13 protein-coding genes and 1 tRNA gene are annotated in these 19,675 nt (G+C 69.9%); 12 read left to right on the top strand and 2 right to left on the bottom strand.

Translation table 11 applies throughout. The features are described from left to right. The first annotated feature begins 271 nt into the window (after nt 1-271). A tRNA-Thr gene (locus ACIQAK_RS31680) sits at nt 272-344 on the top strand. A gap of 84 nt (nt 345-428) precedes the next feature. Here the strand turns inward: ACIQAK_RS31680 and ACIQAK_RS31675 are convergent. Beyond that, entirely contained in the window at nt 429-3,056 is a 2,628-nt protein-coding gene (locus ACIQAK_RS31675) for a SpoIIE family protein phosphatase (RefSeq protein WP_366392480.1), read from the bottom strand. Between the two features lie 399 nt (nt 3,057-3,455). On the opposite strand from ACIQAK_RS31675, the gene ACIQAK_RS31670 reads away from it, so the two are divergent. The 11 genes from ACIQAK_RS31670 (at nt 3,456) to ACIQAK_RS31620 (ending at nt 18,911) form a co-directional block, all read left to right on the top strand. Beyond that, complete coding sequence (locus ACIQAK_RS31670) at nt 3,456-8,888, top strand: HAMP domain-containing protein (protein ID WP_366392481.1); 5,433 nt, start codon at nt 3,456-3,458, stop codon at nt 8,886-8,888. A 244-nt stretch (nt 8,889-9,132) separates the two neighbouring features. Continuing rightward, nucleotides 9,133-9,816 (top strand): response regulator, encoded by a 684-nt coding sequence (locus ACIQAK_RS31665; protein WP_366392482.1) that lies wholly within the window; start codon nt 9,133-9,135, stop codon nt 9,814-9,816. A gap of 173 nt (nt 9,817-9,989) precedes the next feature. Continuing rightward, nucleotides 9,990-12,818: a DNA translocase FtsK gene (locus ACIQAK_RS31660; RefSeq protein WP_366392483.1), complete on the top strand. Its 2,829-nt coding sequence runs from the start codon at nt 9,990-9,992 to the stop codon at nt 12,816-12,818. A 309-nt stretch (nt 12,819-13,127) separates the two neighbouring features. Further along, complete coding sequence (locus ACIQAK_RS31655) at nt 13,128-13,928, top strand: RodZ domain-containing protein (RefSeq protein WP_366392484.1); 801 nt, start codon at nt 13,128-13,130, stop codon at nt 13,926-13,928. A 160-nt stretch (nt 13,929-14,088) separates the two neighbouring features. Beyond that, nucleotides 14,089-15,570: a 30S ribosomal protein S12 methylthiotransferase RimO gene (gene rimO, locus ACIQAK_RS31650; RefSeq protein WP_366392485.1), complete on the top strand. Its 1,482-nt coding sequence runs from the start codon at nt 14,089-14,091 to the stop codon at nt 15,568-15,570. Beyond that, the gene (gene pgsA, locus ACIQAK_RS31645; RefSeq protein ID WP_366392486.1) at nt 15,567-16,412 is read left to right on the top strand and encodes a CDP-diacylglycerol--glycerol-3-phosphate 3-phosphatidyltransferase; all 846 of its coding nucleotides are present in this window, start codon (nt 15,567-15,569) and stop codon (nt 16,410-16,412) included. Before rimO ends, pgsA begins: the two co-directional genes overlap by 4 nt. Then, entirely contained in the window at nt 16,409-16,918 is a 510-nt protein-coding gene (locus ACIQAK_RS31640; protein ID WP_366392487.1) for a nicotinamide-nucleotide amidohydrolase family protein, read from the top strand. The genes pgsA and ACIQAK_RS31640 overlap by 4 nt, the downstream gene beginning before the upstream one ends. A gap of 109 nt (nt 16,919-17,027) precedes the next feature. Then, on the top strand, nt 17,028-17,411 hold the full coding sequence (locus ACIQAK_RS31635) for a helix-turn-helix domain-containing protein (protein WP_003965837.1): 384 nt from the start codon (nt 17,028-17,030) through the stop codon (nt 17,409-17,411). Between the two features lie 252 nt (nt 17,412-17,663). Further along, complete coding sequence (locus tag ACIQAK_RS31630; RefSeq protein WP_366392488.1) at nt 17,664-18,134, top strand: DNA starvation/stationary phase protection protein; 471 nt, start codon at nt 17,664-17,666, stop codon at nt 18,132-18,134. Between the two features lie 36 nt (nt 18,135-18,170). Next, on the top strand, nt 18,171-18,347 hold the full coding sequence (locus tag ACIQAK_RS31625) for a CsbD family protein (RefSeq protein ID WP_356749259.1): 177 nt from the start codon (nt 18,171-18,173) through the stop codon (nt 18,345-18,347). A 264-nt stretch (nt 18,348-18,611) separates the two neighbouring features. Next, complete coding sequence (locus ACIQAK_RS31620) at nt 18,612-18,911, top strand: hypothetical protein (RefSeq protein WP_366392489.1); 300 nt, start codon at nt 18,612-18,614, stop codon at nt 18,909-18,911. Here ACIQAK_RS31620 and ACIQAK_RS31615 read toward each other — a convergent pair. Continuing rightward, nucleotides 18,859-19,623, bottom strand: a complete 765-nt coding sequence (locus ACIQAK_RS31615; protein WP_366392490.1) for an SDR family NAD(P)-dependent oxidoreductase — start codon at nt 19,621-19,623, stop codon at nt 18,859-18,861. The genes ACIQAK_RS31620 and ACIQAK_RS31615 overlap by 53 nt on opposite strands. Nucleotides 19,624-19,675 lie beyond the last annotated feature (52 nt).

Genomic DNA, 19,675 nt, shown 5'->3' with positions numbered 1-19,675 from the left:
CTGCAGGGGGGACCCTGTGGGAGAGTAGGACGCCGCCGAACAATTTTTCCGGGAAAGCCCCGCACCGTATGGTGCGGGGCTTTTCTGCGTTCAGGGCCGGGGTCTCTGTCCACTCTGTTCGTCCACTGTGTTCTGTCTGGGCTGAGTGGTGCCCGGCTGCCGCCGGCCTGCCGGGTTTGCCGCCCGGGTGGTCAGGAAACCCGTGCCGGGCGCGATTGTGAGCATCCCCGGATCCGGTGTATGGTTTACCTCGTTGCCACAGCGCAGCGAGGCCCCAATAGCTCAGTCGGTAGAGCGTCTCCATGGTAAGGAGAAGGTCTGCGGTTCGATTCCGCATTGGGGCTCAGAGAGAAAGTGAAAGGCCCCCGCCACTTGGCGGGGGCCTTTCACTTTGGTGCATTCCGATAGCGGGTGGTCCGCCGGCCGTCTCACACGCGGGGCGGCTCCGGCACGCGCATCGCCAGGATGGCCATGTCGTCCGAGGCGGGCTCCGCCGCGAAGCGCTCCACGGCCCGCAGGATGCGTGCGGCGACCGCTCCGGCCGTCAGGCCCGTACAGGTCGACAGGACGTCCGCTAGGCCGTCGTCGCCGAGCATGCGGGTGCCCTCGCGGCGTTCGGTGACGCCGTCCGTGACGCAGAGGAGGACGTCACCCGGGTTGAGGGTGACCTCCTCCTGGTACAGCTCCAGGTCGTCCAGGACGCCGAGCAGGGGCTGCGGTTCGGCCGCCGCCTCCACGGAGCCGTCCTGGCGCAGGCGCAGCGGCAGCGGGTGGCCGGCGCAGACGACCTTCAGGAGGGCGCTGCCGTCCGCCTGGGGCCACAGCTCGCCGTACAGCAGGGTGAGGAAGCGGCTGCGGGCGCCCTCGTCGAGGATGGCCGCGTTGAGGCGCTCCAGGACCGCGGGGCCGGTGAAGCCCTCGCGGGCGAGCAGGCGCAGGGCGTGGCGGGCCAGGCCGGTGACGGCGGCCGCCTCCGGCCCCGTACCGCAGACGTCACCGATGGCGAAGCCGTAGGCACCGTCGTGGATCGGGAAGACGTCGTAGAAGTCGCCGCCGACCTCGTTGCCCTCGCCCGCGGCGCGGTAGATGACCTCGATCTCCACGTTCGGGACGTCGGGGAGGCCCGGGGGCAGCAGACTGCGCTGGAGGGACTGGCTGATCGCCATGCGCTCCGAGTACAGACGGGCGTTGTCCAGGGCCAGGGCGGCCCGGCGGGAGAGGTCCTCGGCCAGTTCCAGGATCTCCTGGCGGAAGTGGTCGTCCGAGGGCTTCCCGAGGGTCAGCATGCCGATCACGCGGTTGCGGGCGACCAGCGGCAGCACCACCGTCTCGCCGCCGACCGCCTGGGCCGTGGCGAGGATGGTGCGGGTGGCCGTGGACATGCTCAGTGGCGCGTCGTGGTCCAGGCTGCGGGTGGACGTGCTGAGCGCCGCGCGGTGACCCGCCTCCGAAGGGGCGGCCCAGATACGGGCGCCCGGCGTAGGGACCGGGTCCGGCGGAGAGATCTTGGACAGGAGGGCCTTGAGGCCGTCGATGAGGTCCTCGTCCTCATGGAGCACGTACGAGAGGTACGGGTCGGAGGACTGGTCCGCGATCGTGTAGACGGCGCACCAGGTGGCCAGGGTCGGGACCGTCATCTGGGCCATCAACGCCAGTGTCTGGTCGCGGTCGAGCGTGCCGGCCAGCAGGTCGGAGGCCTCGACGAGGAAGGAGAGGGAGCCACGGCGCAGCCGCTCCAGCTCGCCGAGGCGGGCGGACTCCACGGCCAGGGCGATGCGGTCGGCGGCGAACTGGAGGCGCAGGGCCTCCTCGTTGGAGTAGCGCCCCGGAGACTCGGCCGCGACGCCCAGGGAGCCGGTGAGGCGGCCCTCGACCTTCAGCGGGACCGTGACGACCGAACGCATCCCGGTGTCGGTGAGCAGGGGGACGGCGCCGGGGACGGCGGTCAGGTCCTCATGGACCGCCGGCATCCGGGCGGAGCCGTATCTTCCCGTTCCGGCTTCGACGGGGACCCTGGCGAAACGCTGGCGGGCCGAGGGCAGGCCCGTCGTGGCGCGGACCTCCAGCTCCGTCTCGTCGTCGGTGGCGAGGAGGAGGAACGCGGCGTCCGCGTCGAGCATGTCGCGTGCCCGCTCGACCGTCCGCTGGAGCAGGCCGTCCAGGTCGTCGGGGGCGGGGGAGCCGATGAAGACCTCGAAGGGGTCCGCGGTGCGGTTCTCGGACGAGCCGTCGGAGACGGGTGCGCGGACCGGGGACTGCAAAACGGCGCGTTCGTAGTCGCGGACGAGGAGGCAGACCGTGGACGGTTCGCCGTCGGTGTCGCGGACCCGCAGGTGCGAGGCGTAGACGGGGGTGACCCGGCCGTCCGCGCAGCGGATCCCGTAACTGCCCTCCCAGCGGGAGAGCCGGAGCGCGTCCGCGATGCCGGTGTTGGTGCCGGGGGTGTGCGGCCAGGCCACGAAGTCGGTGAGCTGCTTGCCGGAGACCTGGTCCGCGCCGTGCCCGAAGAGGAAGGCCGCGTCGTCGTTCCACGCGGCGATCGAGCCGGAGTGGTCGATCTGGACGACGGCCACCCGTACCCGCTGATCCGCCACGGGCAGCAGTGCGGTGGGCAGGAGCGGGCCGGCGGAGCGGATGCCGACCGGGCGCTCGGGAAGGTCGAGCTGGAACCAGACATGCTTGCGGGTGGGGGTGTACTCGACGCCCCACCGGGCGGCCAGGGCGGCGCAGAGCAGCAGGCCGCGGCCGTTCTCGCTGTCCGGGCTGACGAAGTCGAGCCCGGTGCTGTGCAGCGGGACCTCACGCTCCGGATAGTGGTCGGCGACCTCGACGCGTACACCGTCCTCGGTGCGCAGGCAGAGCACATCGGCCGCCGTCCCCGCGTGGATCACGGCGTTGGTGACGAGCTCGCTGGTGAGGACGACGGCGTCGTCCACGACATCGTTGTATCCCCACCCCTGGAGGGTGTCCCGGACAAAGGCGCGGGCGGTCGCCACCGAGCGCCCGACCGGTTCGAAGGTGGCGGCCGCGCGCGCGGTGATCACAGCACTCCCCATATGGTGTCTCGTCGCTTCCCCGAGTCCTGTGCCCGTTTCTCGCCGCTTCGATTCGCCTGCCAGGCTAGACGTTCGGCAAGGGTGCCGGGTACACGAGGGCCGAGATCGGGACAGGACCCCGCAGCGGTTGCGCGCGGGCGCACGAGTATGTCCGCCGGTGGGAGGGACGGAGGGCAACCGGGGGAGGTTGCCCGCCGACCCGTTCCGGCCTGGTACGTTGCAACGATTTGACGTCCGCCCGGTCACCCGTCGACGGTGTGCTGTGGCGGTGGTCCACAGTGGAACTGGGCAAGCTTCCGGATAGGCCCGAGCCGAACGGTCAACCCCCGCGGGAGGGACACGGTGGAGTCTGGCGTGGCGGCGCGGGGTTCAGGAACGCGTACAAAAGGCGGACAGTCCGTGAAAAAGCAGCGCAATGGCACCGTCGAAGTGGACGCGGCAGCTCTGAACAGACTGCTGGCGGGACTCGTGGCGATGCGCGACGGCAATTTCCGCAGGCGGCTCACCGTCTCCGGCGACGGCGTGATGACGGAGATCGCGGCGGTCTTCAACGAGGTCGCCGACCGCAATCTCCACCTCACGGGTGAGCTGGCGCGGGTACGGCGGGTGGTCGGGCGTGAGGGCAAGCTCACCGAGCGGCTGGAGACGGGGGCCTGTGAGGGCTCCTGGGCCGCCGCGATCGATGCCTCCAACGAGCTGGTCGACGATCTCGCGCGACCGGTCTCCGAGGTGGGCCGGGTGCTGTCGGCGGTCGCCGACGGTGACCTGGAGCAGCGGATGGAGCTGCGGTCGCACACGACGGACGAGACGGTACGCCCGCTGCGCGGGGAGTTCCTGAAGGTCGCCCGCACGGTCAACAACCTGGTCGACCAGCTGTCGGTCTTCACCGAACAGGTGACGCGCGTCGCCGTCGAGGTGGGCACCGAGGGCAAGCTCGGCGGGCAGGCACAGGTGCGCGGGATGTCCGGGTCCTGGAAGGACCTCACGGACTCCGTCAACACCATGGCCTACCGGCTGACCGCCCAGGTGCGTGACATCGCGCTGGTGACGACGGCGGTCGCCAAGGGCGATCTGTCGCGGAAGGTCACCGTCCACGTGGCCGGCGAGATGCTCCAGCTGAAGAACACCGTCAACACGATGGTCGACCAGCTGTCCTCGTTCTCCTCCGAGGTGACGCGCGTCGCCCGTGAGGTGGGTACGGAGGGGGAGCTGGGCGGTCAGGCGACCGTGCCGGGCGTGGCCGGGGTGTGGAAGGACCTCACCGATTCCGTCAACACGATGGCGGGCAACCTCACCTCCCAGGTGCGGGGGATCGCCGAGGTGACGACGGCGGTCGCCAGCGGCGACCTGACCCAGAAGGTCACCGTGAGCGCGCGCGGCGAGGTCGCCCAGCTCGCCGAGACGATCAACCAGATGACCGAGACGCTGCGCACCTTCGCGGACGAAGTGACGCGTGTGGCGAGCGAGGTCGGTGGCGAAGGGCTGCTCGGCGGTCAGGCGCAGGTGCCGGGGGCCGCGGGGACGTGGAAGGACCTCACCGATTCGGTGAACACGGTCTTCCGGAATCTGACGACCCAGGTGCGGGACATCGCCCAGGTGACCACGGCGGTGGCCAGCGGTGACATGTCGCAGAAGGTCACGGTCGACGTGGCCGGGGAGATGCTGGAGCTGAAGAACACCGTCAACACGATGGTGGACCAGCTCCAGTCGTTCGGTTCCGAGGTGACCCGGGTGGCTCGGGAGGTCGGCGTCGAGGGCCGGCTCGGCGGTCAGGCGCAGGTGCCGGGCGCCGCCGGGACCTGGAAGGACCTCACCGATTCGGTGAACACGGCCTTCCGCAACCTGACCGGCCAGGTCCGGGACATCGCCCAGGTCACCACGGCGGTCGCCAACGGTGACCTCTCCCAGAAGGTCACCGTGGACGTGGCCGGGGAGATGCTGGAGCTGAAGAACACCGTCAACACGATGGTGGCGCAGCTCTCCAGCTTCGCCGACCAGGTGACGCGGATGGCCCGGGACGTGGGTACCGAGGGCCGCCTCGGCGGTCAGGCGCGGGTGGACGGCGTCTCGGGTACCTGGAAGGAGCTCACGGACTCCGTCAACTTCATGGCCGGCAACCTCACCTCCCAGGTGCGCCAGATCGCCCAGGTGACGACGGCGGTGGCGCGGGGCGACCTGTCGCAGAAGATCGATGTGGACGCCCGGGGCGAGATCCTGGAGCTCAAGAACACGATCAACACCATGGTCGACCAGCTCTCCGCCTTCGCCGACCAGGTGACCCGTGTCGCCCGTGAGGTGGGTACGGACGGACGGCTGGGCGGTCAGGCGCAGGTGCCGGGTGTGGCCGGCGTGTGGCGCGATCTCACCGACTCGGTGAACGGCATGGCGGGCAACCTCACCGCCCAGGTCCGTAACATCGCTCAGGTCGCCACGGCGGTGGCGCGCGGTGACCTGTCGCAGAAGATCGACGTGGACGCCCGGGGCGAGATCCTGGAGCTGAAGAACACCCTCAATACGATGGTGGACCAGCTCTCCAACTTCGCCGAGCAGGTGACGCGGGTCGCCCGTGAAGTGGGTACGGAGGGCATCCTCGGCGGCCAGGCCGAGGTGCAGGGCGTCTCCGGTACGTGGAAGGACCTCACCCAGTCCGTCAACGGCATGGCGAACAACCTGACCCTCCAGGTCCGCAACATCGCCGAGGTCACCACCGCGGTCGCCAAGGGCGATCTCTCCAAGAAGATCACCGTCGATGCCAAGGGCGAGATCCTCGAACTGGTCACGACCGTCAACACGATGGTCGACCAGCTGCTGAACTTCGCGGACGAGGTCACGCGGGTGGCGCGTGAGGTGGGCACCGAGGGCATTCTCGGCGGTCAGGCGCGGGTGCGCGGGGCGACCGGCATCTGGAAGGACCTCAGCGACAACGTCAACCTGATGGCCAACAACCTGACCAGCCAGGTGCGTAACATCTCCCGGGTCTCCTCCGCGGTCGCCAACGGCGACCTGACGAAGAAGGTCACCGTGGAGGCGCGCGGCGAGGTCGCGGAGCTGGCCGACACCGTCAACACCATGGTGACGACGCTCTCCTCGTTCGCGGACGAGGTCACGCGGGTGGCCCGTGAGGTGGGCACGGAAGGTGAACTGGGCGGTCAGGCCCGGGTGCCGGGAGTCTCCGGTACGTGGAAGGACCTCACCGAGTCCGTGAACTCGATGGCCTCCAACCTGACCGGCCAGGTGCGGCAGATCGCCACGGTCACCACGGCCATCGCCAAGGGCGACCTGACCAAGAAGATCGACATCGACGCCCAGGGTGAGATCCTGGAGCTGAAGAACACCATCAACACGATGGTCGACCAGCTCTCCTCGTTCGCCGATCAGGTCACCCGGGTCGCCCGCGAGGTGGGCACCGAGGGACAACTGGGCGGTCAGGCCCGGGTGCGGGACGTCGACGGCACCTGGCGCGACCTCACCGAGTCGGTGAACGAGATGGCCGGGAACCTGACCCGTCAGGTGCGCGCCATCGCGGCCGTCGCCACGGCGGTGACCCGCGGTGATCTGAACCTCAAGATCGATGTGGACGCGGCCGGTGAGATCCAGGTCCTCCAGGACAACATCAACACGATGATCGCCAACCTGCGCGACACCACGCTCGCCAACAAGGAGCAGGACTGGCTGAAGGGCAATCTGGCCCGGATCTCCGGTCTGATGCAGGGCCGCCGCGATCTGGACGACGTGGCCTCGCTGATCATGAGTGAGTTGACGCCGGTGGTCTCGGCGCAGCACGGCGCGTTCTTCCTGGCCATGCCCTCGGGTGACTCGGGCGAGGTGGGTCCGGACAGCGCCGACGACGGCTCGTACGAGCTGCGGATGCGGGGGAGCTACGGCTACTCCGCCGGGTCGATGCCGACCTCGTTCCGGCCCGGTGAAACGCTCATCGGGACGGCGGCGGAGGAGAAGCGGACGATCCAGGTCGACAATGTTCCGCCGGGGTATCTGAAGATCTCCTCCGGGCTCGGCGAGGCGCCGCCCGCGCATGTGATCGTGCTGCCGGTGCTCTTCGAGGGCAAGGTCCTCGGCGTGATCGAGCTGGCCTCCTTCCAGCCGTTCACCCACATCCAGCGGGACTTCCTCAACCAGCTCGCCGAGATGATCGCGACGAGCGTCAACACGATCAGCGTCAACACCAAGACCGAGAAGCTGCTGGAGCAGTCCCAGGAGCTGACCGAGCAACTGCGCGACCGCTCGCAGGAGTTGGAGAACCGGCAGAAGGCCCTCCAGGCGTCCAACGCCGAACTGGAGGAGAAGGCCGAGCTGCTGGCCCAGCAGAACCGCGACATCGAGGTGAAGAACACCGAGATCGAGGAGGCGCGGCAGGTCCTGGAGGAGCGCGCCGAGCAGCTCGCGGTCTCGATGCGCTACAAGTCCGAGTTCCTGGCGAACATGTCGCACGAGCTGCGCACCCCGCTCAACTCGCTGCTGATCCTGGCCAAGTTGCTGGCGGACAACGCCGAGGGCAACCTGTCGCCGAAGCAGGTGGAGTTCGCCGAGACGATCCACGGGGCCGGTTCCGACCTGCTCCAGCTGATCAACGACATCCTCGACCTGTCGAAGGTCGAGGCGGGCAAGATGGACGTCAGCCCGACCCGGATCGCGCTGGTCCAGCTGGTCGACTACGTGGAGGCGACCTTCCGCCCGCTCACCGCGGAGAAGGGTCTCGACTTCTCCGTACGGGTCTCGCCGGAGCTGCCCGCGACGCTGCACACCGACGAGCAGCGCCTGCTCCAGGTGCTGCGCAACCTGTTGTCCAACGCGGTGAAGTTCACCGACAGCGGGGCGGTGGAGCTGGTGATCCGGCCGGCCGGCGCCGATGTGCCGAACGCGATCCGGGAGCACCTGCTGGAGGCCGGCTCGCTGCGCGACGCGGACGACGATCTGATCGCCTTCTCCGTCACGGACACCGGGATCGGGATCGCGTCCAGCAAGATGCTGGTGATCTTCGAGGCGTTCAAACAGGCCGACGGTACGACGAGCCGCAAGTACGGCGGTACCGGCCTCGGTCTCTCCATCAGCCGGGAGATCGCACGGCTGCTCGGCGGCGAGATCCACGCGGCGAGCGAGCCGGGCCGGGGCTCGACCTTCACCCTCTACCTGCCGCTGCACCGGGCCGAACTGCCTCCGCAGGGCTACCCGCAGGTGGGTTCCGGTTCCACCGAGGGGATGGGCGGCGGGTCCGAGAACGGGCACGGTGCGCAGGGCGGCGATTCCGTCCCGCTCGGGGACCCGGCCAACTCCGCGGGGATGTTCCGGCGGCGGCGCAAGGCCCTCGGGGACGCGGCGAGGCGGCCCGCGCTGCCCGCCGGCCGGTCCGCGGGCGAGAGCGCCCCGCAGGAGGAGTGGGTGCAGGGGAGCCCGGTCGCGCCGGAAGAGGCGGCGGAGCCTCGGCGGACGTTCCGCTTCCGTGGCGAGAAGGTGCTCATCGTCGACGACGACATCCGTAACGTCTTCGCGCTCACCAGCGTGCTGGAACAGCACGGACTCGCGGTGCTGTACGCGGAGAACGGCCGCGAGGGGATCGAAGTCCTGGAGCAGCACGACGATGTGACGGTCGTCCTGATGGACATCATGATGCCCGAGATGGACGGGTACGCGACCACGACCGCGATCCGGCGGATGCCGCAGTTCGCCGGGCTGCCGATCGTGGCGCTCACCGCGAAGGCGATGAAGGGCGACCGGGAGAAGGCGATCGACTGCGGCGCTTCCGACTATGTGACCAAGCCGGTCGATCCTGATCATCTGCTGGCGGTGATGGAGCAGTGGATGCACGGAGAGTGATCGGATGCTGAACGAACCAGGGTGAGTTGCTGACCGGCTGTGCGCGAACGGGTGTGAACGTGCTGTATTCGGGGAACCTTCTGGTCTCCCACCGCGTTTGCGGTACGTGCACAGTGACATCGCGGTGACAGGGTGTGGTGACGGGCGGGGTGCGGCTACCATGACCGGCACAAGGACGGACGGCGTAAGGGAGTCGTCCCCTGGGGCGGCACCCGGTGCATTTCCGGGGCGAGGAGGACGGGCCATGGTGCAGAAGGCCAAGATCCTCCTGGTCGATGACCGGCCGGAGAATCTGCTGGCGCTGGAGGCCATCCTCTCTGCGCTCGATCAGACACTGGTCCGGGCATCGTCAGGGGAGGAGGCGCTCAAAGCGCTGCTCACGGACGACTTCGCGGTCATTCTGCTGGACGTCCAGATGCCGGGCATGGACGGTTTCGAGACAGCCGCCCACATCAAGCGGCGGGAGCGGACCCGGGACATCCCGATCATCTTCCTCACCGCGATCAACCACGGCCCGCACCACACCTTCCGGGGATACGCGGCCGGCGCGGTGGACTACATCTCCAAGCCGTTCGACCCGTGGGTGCTGCGCGCCAAGGTCTCGGTCTTCGTCGAGCTGTACATGAAGAACTGCAAGCTCCGCGAGCAGGCCGCGCTCCTGCGGCTCCAGCTGGAGGGCGACGGCCACGCGGGCGGCGGGCACGAGAAGGAGCCGGCCGGTCTGCTGGCCGAACTCTCCGCGCGGCTCGCGGCGGTCGAGGAGCAGGCGGAAGCCCTCTCCAAGCAGCTCGACGACGAATCTGCCGACGCGGCGGCGGTCGCCACGGCGGCCCATCTCGAACGCAAGCTCACCGGCCTGCGCCGCGCGCTCGACGCGTTGGAGCCGGGCACCGGCGGCGGCGCCGGGATCCTGCCCGCTCCGAACTAGCGCCTTTGGTGCGTATCGGGCCGGAACAGGCCCGGTCAGGGGTGTTTCCGGGGGTGCCCGAAGCGGTCCGCCGCATGAGTGCGTGTCAGTTCCCGGACGTCGGACGGCGACACGGTCGGGTGAACAGTCAGGCGAACGTGTTCACGGGCGGGGACAGCGGTAACCTCGGCACCATGGCCTCACGTACGTCCGGCAAGGGTTCCCAGGGCACGGCGGGCACCGCGAAGCGCGTCGGCCGTACTCCTGGGCCGGCGAAGAAAGCCGCGCCCGCCAAGAAGACCGCCCCCAGGAAGGCGAGCGCGCCCGCGAAGAGGACGCCCGCGAAGAAGGCGGTGGCCAGGAGGCCCGCGCCCAAACCCGTACCGTCCCCCACCAACGGCGTCTACCGCCTCCTGCGCGCGCTCTGGCTCGGCACCGCCCACGGCGTCGGCGCGGTGTTCCGCTCCATAGGGCGCGGCGCCAAGGGACTTGACCCCGCCCACCGCAAGGACGGCCTGGCGCTCCTGCTCCTCGCCCTCGCGCTGATCATGGCCGCCGGCACCTGGTCCAACCTCCAAGGGCCGGTCGGCGACCTGGTGGAGATGCTGGTGACCGGGGCGTTCGGCCGGCTCGATCTGCTCGCACCGATACTGCTCGGCGTGATGGCCGTACGGCTGATCCTGTATCCGGAGCGCCCTGAGGCCAACGGCCGGATCGTCATCGGGCTCTCCGCCCTGGTCGTCGGCGTCCTCGGCCAGGTCCACATCGCCTGCGGGTCGCCGGGCCGCGAGGACGGGACGGAGGCGATGCAGGACGCGGGCGGGCTGGTCGGCTGGGCCGCCTCCAAGCCGCTGATCTTCATGATGGGCGAGGTCCTCGCCGTACCACTGCTGGTGCTGCTCACCGTCTTCGGCCTTCTCGTCGTCACCGCGACCCCGGTCAACGCGATCCCGCGCCGGCTGCGGCAGCTCGGGGTCCGGCTCGGCATCGTGGAACCGGCGTACGAACCCGGCGAGATGTACGAGGACGACGACGACCGCTACGACGAGCAGTGGCGCGAGGCGCTGCCCGAGCGGACCCGCCGGGCCGGAGCGCGCCGCCAGGACCCGGACGCCGTGTACGACCACGACGGCGTGGAGGCGGACGCGCAGACCAGGCGCAGGAGGCCCCGCAGGCCCGCCGCGCAGCCCGCGATGAACCGCCCGCTGGACGCGGTGGACGTCGCCGCCGCGGCGGCCGCCGCACTCGACGGGGCCGTGCTCAACGGCATGCCGCCCTCGCCGGTCGTCGCCGACCTCACCCAGGGTGTCTCGGTGGACCGCGACCGGGAACGTACCGGCACGCCCGTGCCCGGGGCCCGGGAGGCCGAGCAGGACGACGGCGCGGGCGGGAACCGGCGAGCGGGCACCGGCCGGGGCGCGGGCCGGTCGGGGGCCGCCTCCGCCGCCGTGCCCGCCGACCCCGGCGGCGTACCCGATCTGACCAAGCCCGTCCCCGAGCGGACCGGGGACCTGCCCGCCCGCGCCGAGCAGCTCCAGCTCTCCGGCGACATCACGTACTCGCTGCCCTCGCTGGACCTGCTGGAGCGCGGCGGGCCCGGCAAGACGCGCAGCGCGGCCAACGACGCCGTCGTCGCCTCGCTCACCAACGTCTTCACCGAGTTCAAGGTCGACGCCGTCGTCACCGGCTTCACCCGCGGCCCCACGGTCACCCGGTACGAGATCGAACTCGGCCCGGCCGTGAAGGTCGAGAAGATCACGGCGCTCGCCAAGAACATCGCGTACGCCGTGGCCAGTCCGGACGTGCGGATCATCTCGCCGATCCCGGGGAAGTCCGCCGTCGGCATCGAGATCCCCAACTCCGACCGGGAGATGGTCAACCTCGGCGACGTCCTGCGCCTCGCGGACGCGGCCGAGGACGACCACCCCATGCTCGTGGCGCTCGGCAAGAACGTCGAGGGCGGCTACGAGATGGCCAACCTGGCGAAGATGCCGCACGTCCTGGTCGCCGGTGCCACCGGATCGGGTAAGTCCTCCTGCATCAACTGCCTGATCACCTCGGTCATGGTGCGGGCCACCCCGGAGGACGTCCGGATGGTCCTGGTCGACCCCAAGCGTGTCGAGCTCACCGCGTACGAGGGCATCCCGCACCTGATCACCCCGATCATCACCAACCCCAAGAAGGCCGCCGAGGCGCTCCAGTGGGTCGTGCGGGAGATGGACCTGCGCTACGACGACCTCGCCGCCTTCGGCTACCGGCACATCGACGACTTCAACCACGCCGTGCGCACCGGGAAGGCCAAGACGCCCGAGGGTAGCGAGCGGGAGCTGTCCCCGTACCCGTACCTGCTGGTGATCGTCGACGAGCTGGCCGACCTGATGATGGTCGCCCCGAGGGACGTCGAGGACTCGATCGTCCGCATCACCCAGCTGGCCCGCGCCGCCGGCATCCATCTGGTGCTCGCCACCCAGCGCCCCTCCGTCGACGTGGTGACCGGCCTGATCAAGGCGAACGTGCCCTCCCGGCTCGCCTTCGCCACCTCCTCCCTCGCCGACAGCCGGGTCATCCTCGACCAGCCCGGCGCCGAGAAGCTCATCGGCAAGGGCGACGGGCTGTTCCTCCCGATGGGCGCGAACAAGCCCACCCGTATGCAGGGCGCGTTCGTCACCGAGGACGAGGTCGCGGCGGTCGTCCAGCACTGCAAGGACCAGATGGCTCCCGTCTTCCGGGACGACGTCGTGGTCGGTACCAAGCAGAAGAAGGAGATCGACGAGGACATCGGCGACGACCTGGACCTGCTCTGCCAGGCCGCCGAGCTGGTCGTCTCCACCCAGTTCGGGTCGACCTCGATGCTCCAGCGCAAGCTGCGGGTCGGCTTCGCCAAGGCGGGGAGGCTGATGGACCTGATGGAGTCGCGCAACATCGTCGGACCGAGTGAAGGCTCCAAGGCGCGCGACGTCATAGTGAAACCGGACGAGCTCGACGGGGTGTTGGCCGTCATCCGCGGGGAATCCGCTCCGTAAAGGTTCATCAGCCCGTAAAGGTTTTGTGGGCAACCGTTTCGTGCGGTCGTACGTCAAGTTGGAGGGAGGGGCGGAACGATGCTCCTCCCTCCCGCCCAGCCCGCTGTTCCTTACCCTGTTCGGCCCACTCCCGGTTGCCCAGTCCCCGAAAGGGGCACGGTCCCGTCCCCGCTCCGTCCGCGGAGAGGTCCGCGGGGCCGTCCGGCGAACCCGATGGCGTACAAAGCCGTCGCTCCCGGTTGCCCCTCCCTTTCGTACCCCCCCTAGACTGAACATCCAGCAGGTGGCTCACGCTCGAAAGGCGCCCCCGTGTCCATCGGCAACTCCCCCGAAGACGACCGGCCTTCGATCGGTCGTGCCCTTCAGCAGGCTCGTATCGCCGCACGTCTGACGGTCGAGGAAGTCAGCAGCTCCACCCGGGTGCGCATTCCCATCGTGCACGCGATCGAGGAGGACGACTTCTCACGCTGCGGCGGCGACGTCTACGCCCGCGGCCACATCCGCAACATCGCCCGTGCCGTCGGGATCGACCCGGAACCCCTGGTCGAGCGGTACGACGCCGACCACGGCGGCCGTCCCGCACCGACCCCCGCGGCGCCGCTGTTCGAGGCCGAGTGCATCCGTTCCGAACCGCGGCGGCCCAACTGGACCGCGGCCATGGTCGCGGCCATCGTCGCCGTGGTCGGTTTCGTCGGCTTCACCCTCTTCAGCGGCGAGGACAAGCCCTCGAACACCGCCCAGGTCGCGGAGGGCGCGAAGCCCCACAAGACCGCGGCCGAACCCACCACCACCAAGCCGTCCGACCCCGGCCCCGTGCCGTCCGAGAGCGCCATCGCCGCAGCCCCCCGGGACAAGGTGACGGTCAAGCTCGGCGCGAGCCGGGGCCAGAGCTGGATCTCCGTCAAGGACCACAACGGACGGCTGCTCTTCGACGGGCTGCTGCTCGAGGGTGAGTCCAAGACCTTCCAGGACAAGGAGCGCATCGATCTCGTCCTCGGCAACGCCGGGGCGATCGAGCTCTTCGTGAACGGGAAGAAGCTTCAGGACCGCTTCGAGCCGGGTCAGGTCCAGCGGCTCTCGTACACCAAGGGTGACCCCGAGGCCGGCTGACCCCGCGCCTCTCCCACCCCGTCGACGGGCGTCCGGCCAGGTGCCGGGCGCCCGTCGGTGTTCCCCGTCGGCCCCGGTGCCTGTCACTCCCCGTAGCAGGTGGGAGGACGGGCAACCCTGCACGGCGGGAGGGGCGCCGGGACGAAGTAGTCTTGAGTCCATGCCCGAACGCCGTACCGTCGCCCTTGTCACTCTTGGCTGCGCCCGTAACGAGGTGGACTCGGAGGAGCTTGCAGGCCGCTTGGCAGCGGACGGCTGGGACCTCGTCGAGGATGCCTCCGACGCGGATGTCGCAGTCGTCAACACCTGTGGGTTCGTCGAAGCCGCCAAGAAGGACTCCGTCGACGCCCTGCTCGAAGCCAACGATCTCAAGGACCACGGCCGGACCCAGGCGGTGGTCGCCGTCGGCTGCATGGCCGAGCGCTACGGCAAGGATCTCGCCGAGGCCCTGCCGGAGGCGGACGGCGTCCTCGGATTCGACGACTACGCCGACATCTCCGACCGGCTCCAGACCATCCTCAACGGCGGCATCCACGCCTCGCACACCCCGCGCGACCGCCGCAAGCTGCTGCCGATCAGCCCCGCCGAGCGGCAGGACGCCGCCGTGGCGCTGCCCGGGCACGCCCAGGAGACGCCCGCCCCGGCGCCCGAGGACCTTCCCGAGGGCATCGCTCCGGTCTCCGGACCGCGCGCACCACTGCGCCGCAGGCTCGGCACCAGCCCCGTCGCCTCGGTGAAGCTCGCCTCCGGCTGCGACCGCCGCTGCTCCTTCTGCGCCATCCCCTCCTTCCGCGGCTCCTTCATCTCGCGGCGGCCCTCGGACGTGCTCCAGGAGACCCGCTGGCTGGCCGAGCAGGGCGTCAAGGAGGTCATGCTCGTCTCCGAGAACAACACCTCGTACGGCAAGGACCTCGGCGACATCCGCCTCCTGGAGACCCTGCTGCCCGAGCTCGCCGATGTGGACGGCATCGAGCGCATCCGCGTCAGCTACCTCCAGCCGGCCGAGATGCGCCCCGGCCTCATCGACGTCCTCACCTCGACGCCGAAGGTCGCCCCGTACTTCGACCTCTCCTTCCAGCACTCCGCCCCCGGTGTGCTGCGCGCGATGCGCCGCTTCGGCGACACCGACCGCTTCCTGGAGCTCCTGGACACCATCCGGAGCAAGGCCCCCGAGGCCGGCGCCCGCTCCAACTTCATCGTCGGGTTCCCCGGCGAGACCGAGGCCGACCTCGCCGAGCTGGAACGCTTCCTCACCGGCGCCCGGCTCGACGCCATCGGCGTCTTCGGCTACTCCGACGAAGAGGGCACCGAGGCGGTCGGCTACGAGAACAAGCTGGACGCCGACACCATCGCCGAGCGGCTCGCCCACATCTCGCAGCTGGCCGAGGAGCTGACCTCGCAGCGGGCCGAGGAGCGCGTCGGGGAGACCCTCCAGGTGCTGGTGGAGTCCGTCGAATCGGACGAGGACGGCGAGGTCGCGGTCGGCCGTGCCGCGCACCAGGCCCCGGAAACGGACGGCCAGGTGGTCTTCACCACACGCGAGGGTCTCGTGCCGGGCCTTATGGTCGAGGCAGAGGCAGTGGGCACCGAGGGCGTCGACCTGGTGGCCGAACACCACGAGCTTGCGGAGGCAGCCAGATGACGGGAGTCCCGGCATCCGCGGCGGGCGGTTCCGGCGCGAAGCCGGTCCGCGGCGGCAAGCTGGGGCCCGCGGCCGTCAACCAGGCCGGCCTGTGGAACATCGCCAACATCCTGACCATGGTGCGGCTGCTGCTCGTTCCCGGCTTCGTCATGCTGCTGCTCCACAACGGCGGATACGACCCCGTCTGGCGCTCCTTCGCCTGGGCCGCCTTCGCCGTCGCCATGATCACCGATCTCTTCGACGGTCATCTGGCACGGGCGTACAACCTGGTCACGGACTTCGGGAAGATCGCCGACCCGATCGCCGACAAAGCGATCATGGGCGCGGCGCTGATCTGTCTGTCCGTCCTGGGCGACCTGCCGTGGTGGATCACCGGCGTCATCCTCGCCCGGGAACTGGGCATCACGCTGATGCGGTTCTGGGTGATCCGGCACGCGGTCATCCCGGCCAGCAGAGGCGGGAAGCTGAAGACACTGGCCCAGGGCACGGCGGCCGGGATGTACGTCCTGGTGCTCACCGGCCCGCTGGCCACCCTGCGCTTCTGGGTGATGATGGTGGCCGTCGTGCTGACGGTCGTCACCGGACTCGACTACGTACGCCAGGCCGTCGTCCTGCGCCGTAGGAGCCTCGCCGCCGAGCGCGCCGCCGTCGGCCGGACCGCGGAGGCGCTGAACGAGGCGGCCGGATCTCCTGGTGCCGCTGTGGGTGCCGGCGCCGCCGGTACCGGTGCTGCTGGGGCTTCCGGCGTCGGTGCTTCCGGTCCGGTTGTGCGGTTGTCCGGTGGGTCCACGCCGGTGGAGCCCGCCGTGAGTGCGCGGGACGCCGCGGAGGCCGAGCGGTGACAGCCGCTGCCCGGGTGCTGGGCCGGCTCGTCGAGCGCGGGGAGACCCTCGCCGTGGCGGAGTCGCTGACCGGCGGCCTGTTGGCGGCCGAACTCACGTCCGTACCCGGAGCTTCGCAGTCGTTCCGAGGATCGGTGACGGCGTACGCCACCGCCCTCAAGGGCGAGGTCCTGGGGGTGGACGGGACCCTGCTGGCGGAGCGCGGGGCGGTCGATCCCGAGGTCGCGCGGCAGATGGCGGCAGGTGTGCGGGGCGCTCTCGGCGCGGACTGGGGTGTCTCCACGACCGGCGTCGCGGGCCCGGAGCCGCAGGACGGACAGCCCGTCGGCACGGTCTACGTTGCCGTAGCGGGACCTTCCGGCGTCGAGAAAGTGTCCGCTCTGCGGTTGAATGGTTCGAGGGCGGACATCCGTAGAGAGAGTGTACGAAGCGCCCTCGACCTGCTGGCGCGCGAACTCGGCGAGAATACGCGGGCACAGGATACGGAACAGATCGGGGGGAATTGATGTTTGCAGCCCTGAGTGAACACGACATCGCTCCCCGCACGGCCGCAGCACAAGGCGGTACGGTAGGGCGTGAAGGATGCGGCTACGCGGTCCGAGGAGGGAGCCACCGATGATTCTGCTCCGTCGCCTGCTGGGTGACGTGCTGCGTCGGCAGCGCCAGCGCCAAGGCCGTACTCTGCGCGAAGTCTCCTCGTCCGCCCGGGTCTCACTCGGTTATCTGTCCGAGGTGGAGCGGGGGCAGAAGGAGGCATCCTCCGAGCTGCTCTCCGCGATTTGCGACGCGCTTGACGTACGGATGTCCGAGCTCATGCGTGAAGTGAGCGACGAGCTCTCGCTCGCTGAGCTGGCCGAGTCGGCGGCTGCCAGTGATCCGGTCCCAGTACCGGTTCGTCCCATGCTCAACTCCGTCTCCGTTTCGTCGGTCGCAGGAGTGCCGTCGGGACGGGTGACCATCAAGGCGCCCGCAGAAGCGGTGGACGTCGTCGCCGCCTGATCCGCGCGCGGCAACAGTGCTCGACCGAAGTCCCGGCCGGCCCCCACAGGGGCCGGCCGGGACTTTTCGATGTGCCGCGTTGCCCTTTTCGTGTGGGCTCCACGTGTGTGCGGCGCGAAAGAAGGGGCAGACGGAGGTGGAGGCCAACATGACTGTTTTATTTCTTTTGTGCCATCGTGGGTGGTGCGCCGAAACGGTCAGCGAAACGCCTGACGACAGTCAGCAGTACGCCTGACGGATGGGAGTTTGTGCATGTCTGTGGTAAAGAGTCCGCTGTCCGAGAGCGATCTCAAGCTCGTCGGAGAAGCGCTGCAAGGCGCGCTGGTCGATCTGGTCGACCTCTCCCTCGTGGCGAAGCAGATCCACTGGAACGTGGTCGGCCCGCGATTCCGGTCCGTGCACCTCCAGCTCGACGATGTGGTCGTCACGGCCCGACAGCACTCCGACACGGTCGCCGAGCGTGCCTCCGCGATCGGGGTCAACCCGGACGGGCGCTCGGCATCCGTTGCCAAGGAGACCGCCATCCGGCCCGTCCCCGACGGCTGGATCAAGGACACCGACGCCGTGAAGGCGCTCGTGGACGCCTTGGGCGTGGTCATCGGCCGGATGCGGGAACGCATCGAGGTGACCGACGCGCCGGACCCCGTCACGCAGGACATCCTGATCTCACTGACGGCAGATCTCGAGAAGCACGCCTGGATGTTCCAGGCCGAAAGTGCCTGAGCGGAAGGAACCGACATCGTGACTGGTGACAACGCCATGGACAAGCTCAAGGGCAAGGGCAAGGAGGCCGTCGGCAAGCTGACCGGCGACCACCGCAAGGAGTCCGAGGGCAAGGCGGACCAGACCAAGGCCACGGCCAAGGACAAGGTCGACGAGGCCGGTGACCGCGCCAAGGGCGTCACGGACTCGCTGCGCAACGACAACGACAAGTAGCGCCTCGCGCCGCTGCCCGCCCTGAGCACCGGATTCCTCCGGATGCCTGAGCACCCCGAGTGCCCCCGCCGATGACCGGCGGGGGCACTCGGGGTGCTCAGGGGTGTGTGCCGCGCCGACGGGACGTTCGGGTGTGCCTCCGGGCCGGGCCCTCGGTTGGTCTTCGGGCCGGCCTCCAGGGTCGTTCAGGTCCGGGCTTCTGGATGCAGCGGCGCCCCTGCCAGGGGAAACTGCCCGAAAGACGTCGGCCGCAGGAGGGCAGCCATGGGACGGCGATGGGTGCCGGCGCTGGTCCTCGGCGGGCTGTGGTGGTGGGCGGTGCTGAGGCTGGTGCTCCAGCCGGAGCAGGCAGGTGTGGTTGAGGGCGCGGTGGCGGCGGGCGGCTGGGGGCTGAGCCTGCTGCCGGTTCATGTGGCGCCGGCGGTCCCGGGGGGTGCGGAGGAGCCTGCCGAACGGGCAGGGCCGACTGAGCGGGCTGCACGGGCCGGATCCGGGCGCCTGGCGGCCCGACTCACCAGGGCATGGCGACGCCGCCGTTCGGGCGGAGGATCTGGCCGGTGGTGAAGGCCGACGCGTCGGAGGCCAGGTGCAGCACGGTGTGGGCGACCTCCTCGGGCTCGCCGACCCGGCCCAGGGGGGAGAGCCGCGCCATCGTCGCCTCCGCCCGCCGCTGCCCCTCAACTCCATGCCGGTCGGTCATCGGCGTACGGATCCAGCCCGGTGCGACCGCGTTCACCCGTATGGCGTGTCGGCCCAGCTCGGTGGCGAGCGTCTCGGTGAGCTGGACCACGGCCGCCTTCGCCGTGCTGTAGCAGAGCAGGCCCGCACTCGCGGAGTCCACGGCACCGGACGCCATGGTGATCAGCGAACCGGGCGCGGAGCGGGCGATCATGGAGCGGGCCACCTCCTGGCAGGCGTACAGCACCCCTTTGAAATTGACCGCCAGCACCCGGTCGAGGTCGTCGTCCTCCGTCTCCAGGACGCTGCTGGTGTGCATGATCCCGGCCACGGCGACCAGGATGTCGAGCTCTCCCGCCGCCCGGACGGCCGCACGGACCCGTTCTCGGTCGGTGACGTCGAGCGGGTGGGTGCGGGCCGTGCCGCCCGCGCTCGTGATCAGCTCGTACGTTCCGCGTAGGCCCCTCTCGTCGCGGTCGGCGCAGTGGACCGTGGCTCCGGCCTCGGCGAGCAGGACCGCGCTCGCCCGGCCGATACCGCTCGCAGCACCGGTGACGAACGCGGCGCGGCCCGTGAGGTCGTACGCGGAGAGGGGCATGAAGGGGACCGTACGGCGGTGTCTGACGGGCCGTCAATTACTGTGGCGGCTT

This window comes from Streptomyces sp. NPDC088706 (genome assembly GCF_044752765.1).
Lineage (GTDB): Bacteria > Actinomycetota > Actinomycetes > Streptomycetales > Streptomycetaceae > Streptomyces.
This window is presented reverse-complemented; position numbering and strand designations above follow the sequence as displayed.

Excerpts from the sequence above, each read along its gene's own strand:
- ACIQAK_RS31675 (WP_366392480.1), bottom strand. The coding sequence starts at position 3,056 with ATGGGGAGTGCTGTGATCACCGCGCGCGCGGCCGCCACCTTCGAACCG.
- ACIQAK_RS31665 (WP_366392482.1), top strand. The coding sequence starts at position 9,133 with ATGGTGCAGAAGGCCAAGATCCTCCTGGTCGATGACCGGCCGGAGAAT.
- ACIQAK_RS31660 (WP_366392483.1), top strand. The coding sequence starts at position 9,990 with ATGGCCTCACGTACGTCCGGCAAGGGTTCCCAGGGCACGGCGGGCACC.
- rimO (WP_366392485.1), top strand. The coding sequence starts at position 14,089 with ATGCCCGAACGCCGTACCGTCGCCCTTGTCACTCTTGGCTGCGCCCGT.
- pgsA (WP_366392486.1), top strand. The coding sequence starts at position 15,567 with ATGACGGGAGTCCCGGCATCCGCGGCGGGCGGTTCCGGCGCGAAGCCG.
- ACIQAK_RS31635 (WP_003965837.1), top strand. The coding sequence starts at position 17,028 with ATGATTCTGCTCCGTCGCCTGCTGGGTGACGTGCTGCGTCGGCAGCGC.
- ACIQAK_RS31630 (WP_366392488.1), top strand. The coding sequence starts at position 17,664 with ATGTCTGTGGTAAAGAGTCCGCTGTCCGAGAGCGATCTCAAGCTCGTC.
- ACIQAK_RS31625 (WP_356749259.1), top strand. The coding sequence starts at position 18,171 with ATGGACAAGCTCAAGGGCAAGGGCAAGGAGGCCGTCGGCAAGCTGACC.
- ACIQAK_RS31620 (WP_366392489.1), top strand. The coding sequence starts at position 18,612 with ATGGGACGGCGATGGGTGCCGGCGCTGGTCCTCGGCGGGCTGTGGTGG.
- ACIQAK_RS31615 (WP_366392490.1), bottom strand. The coding sequence starts at position 19,623 with ATGCCCCTCTCCGCGTACGACCTCACGGGCCGCGCCGCGTTCGTCACC.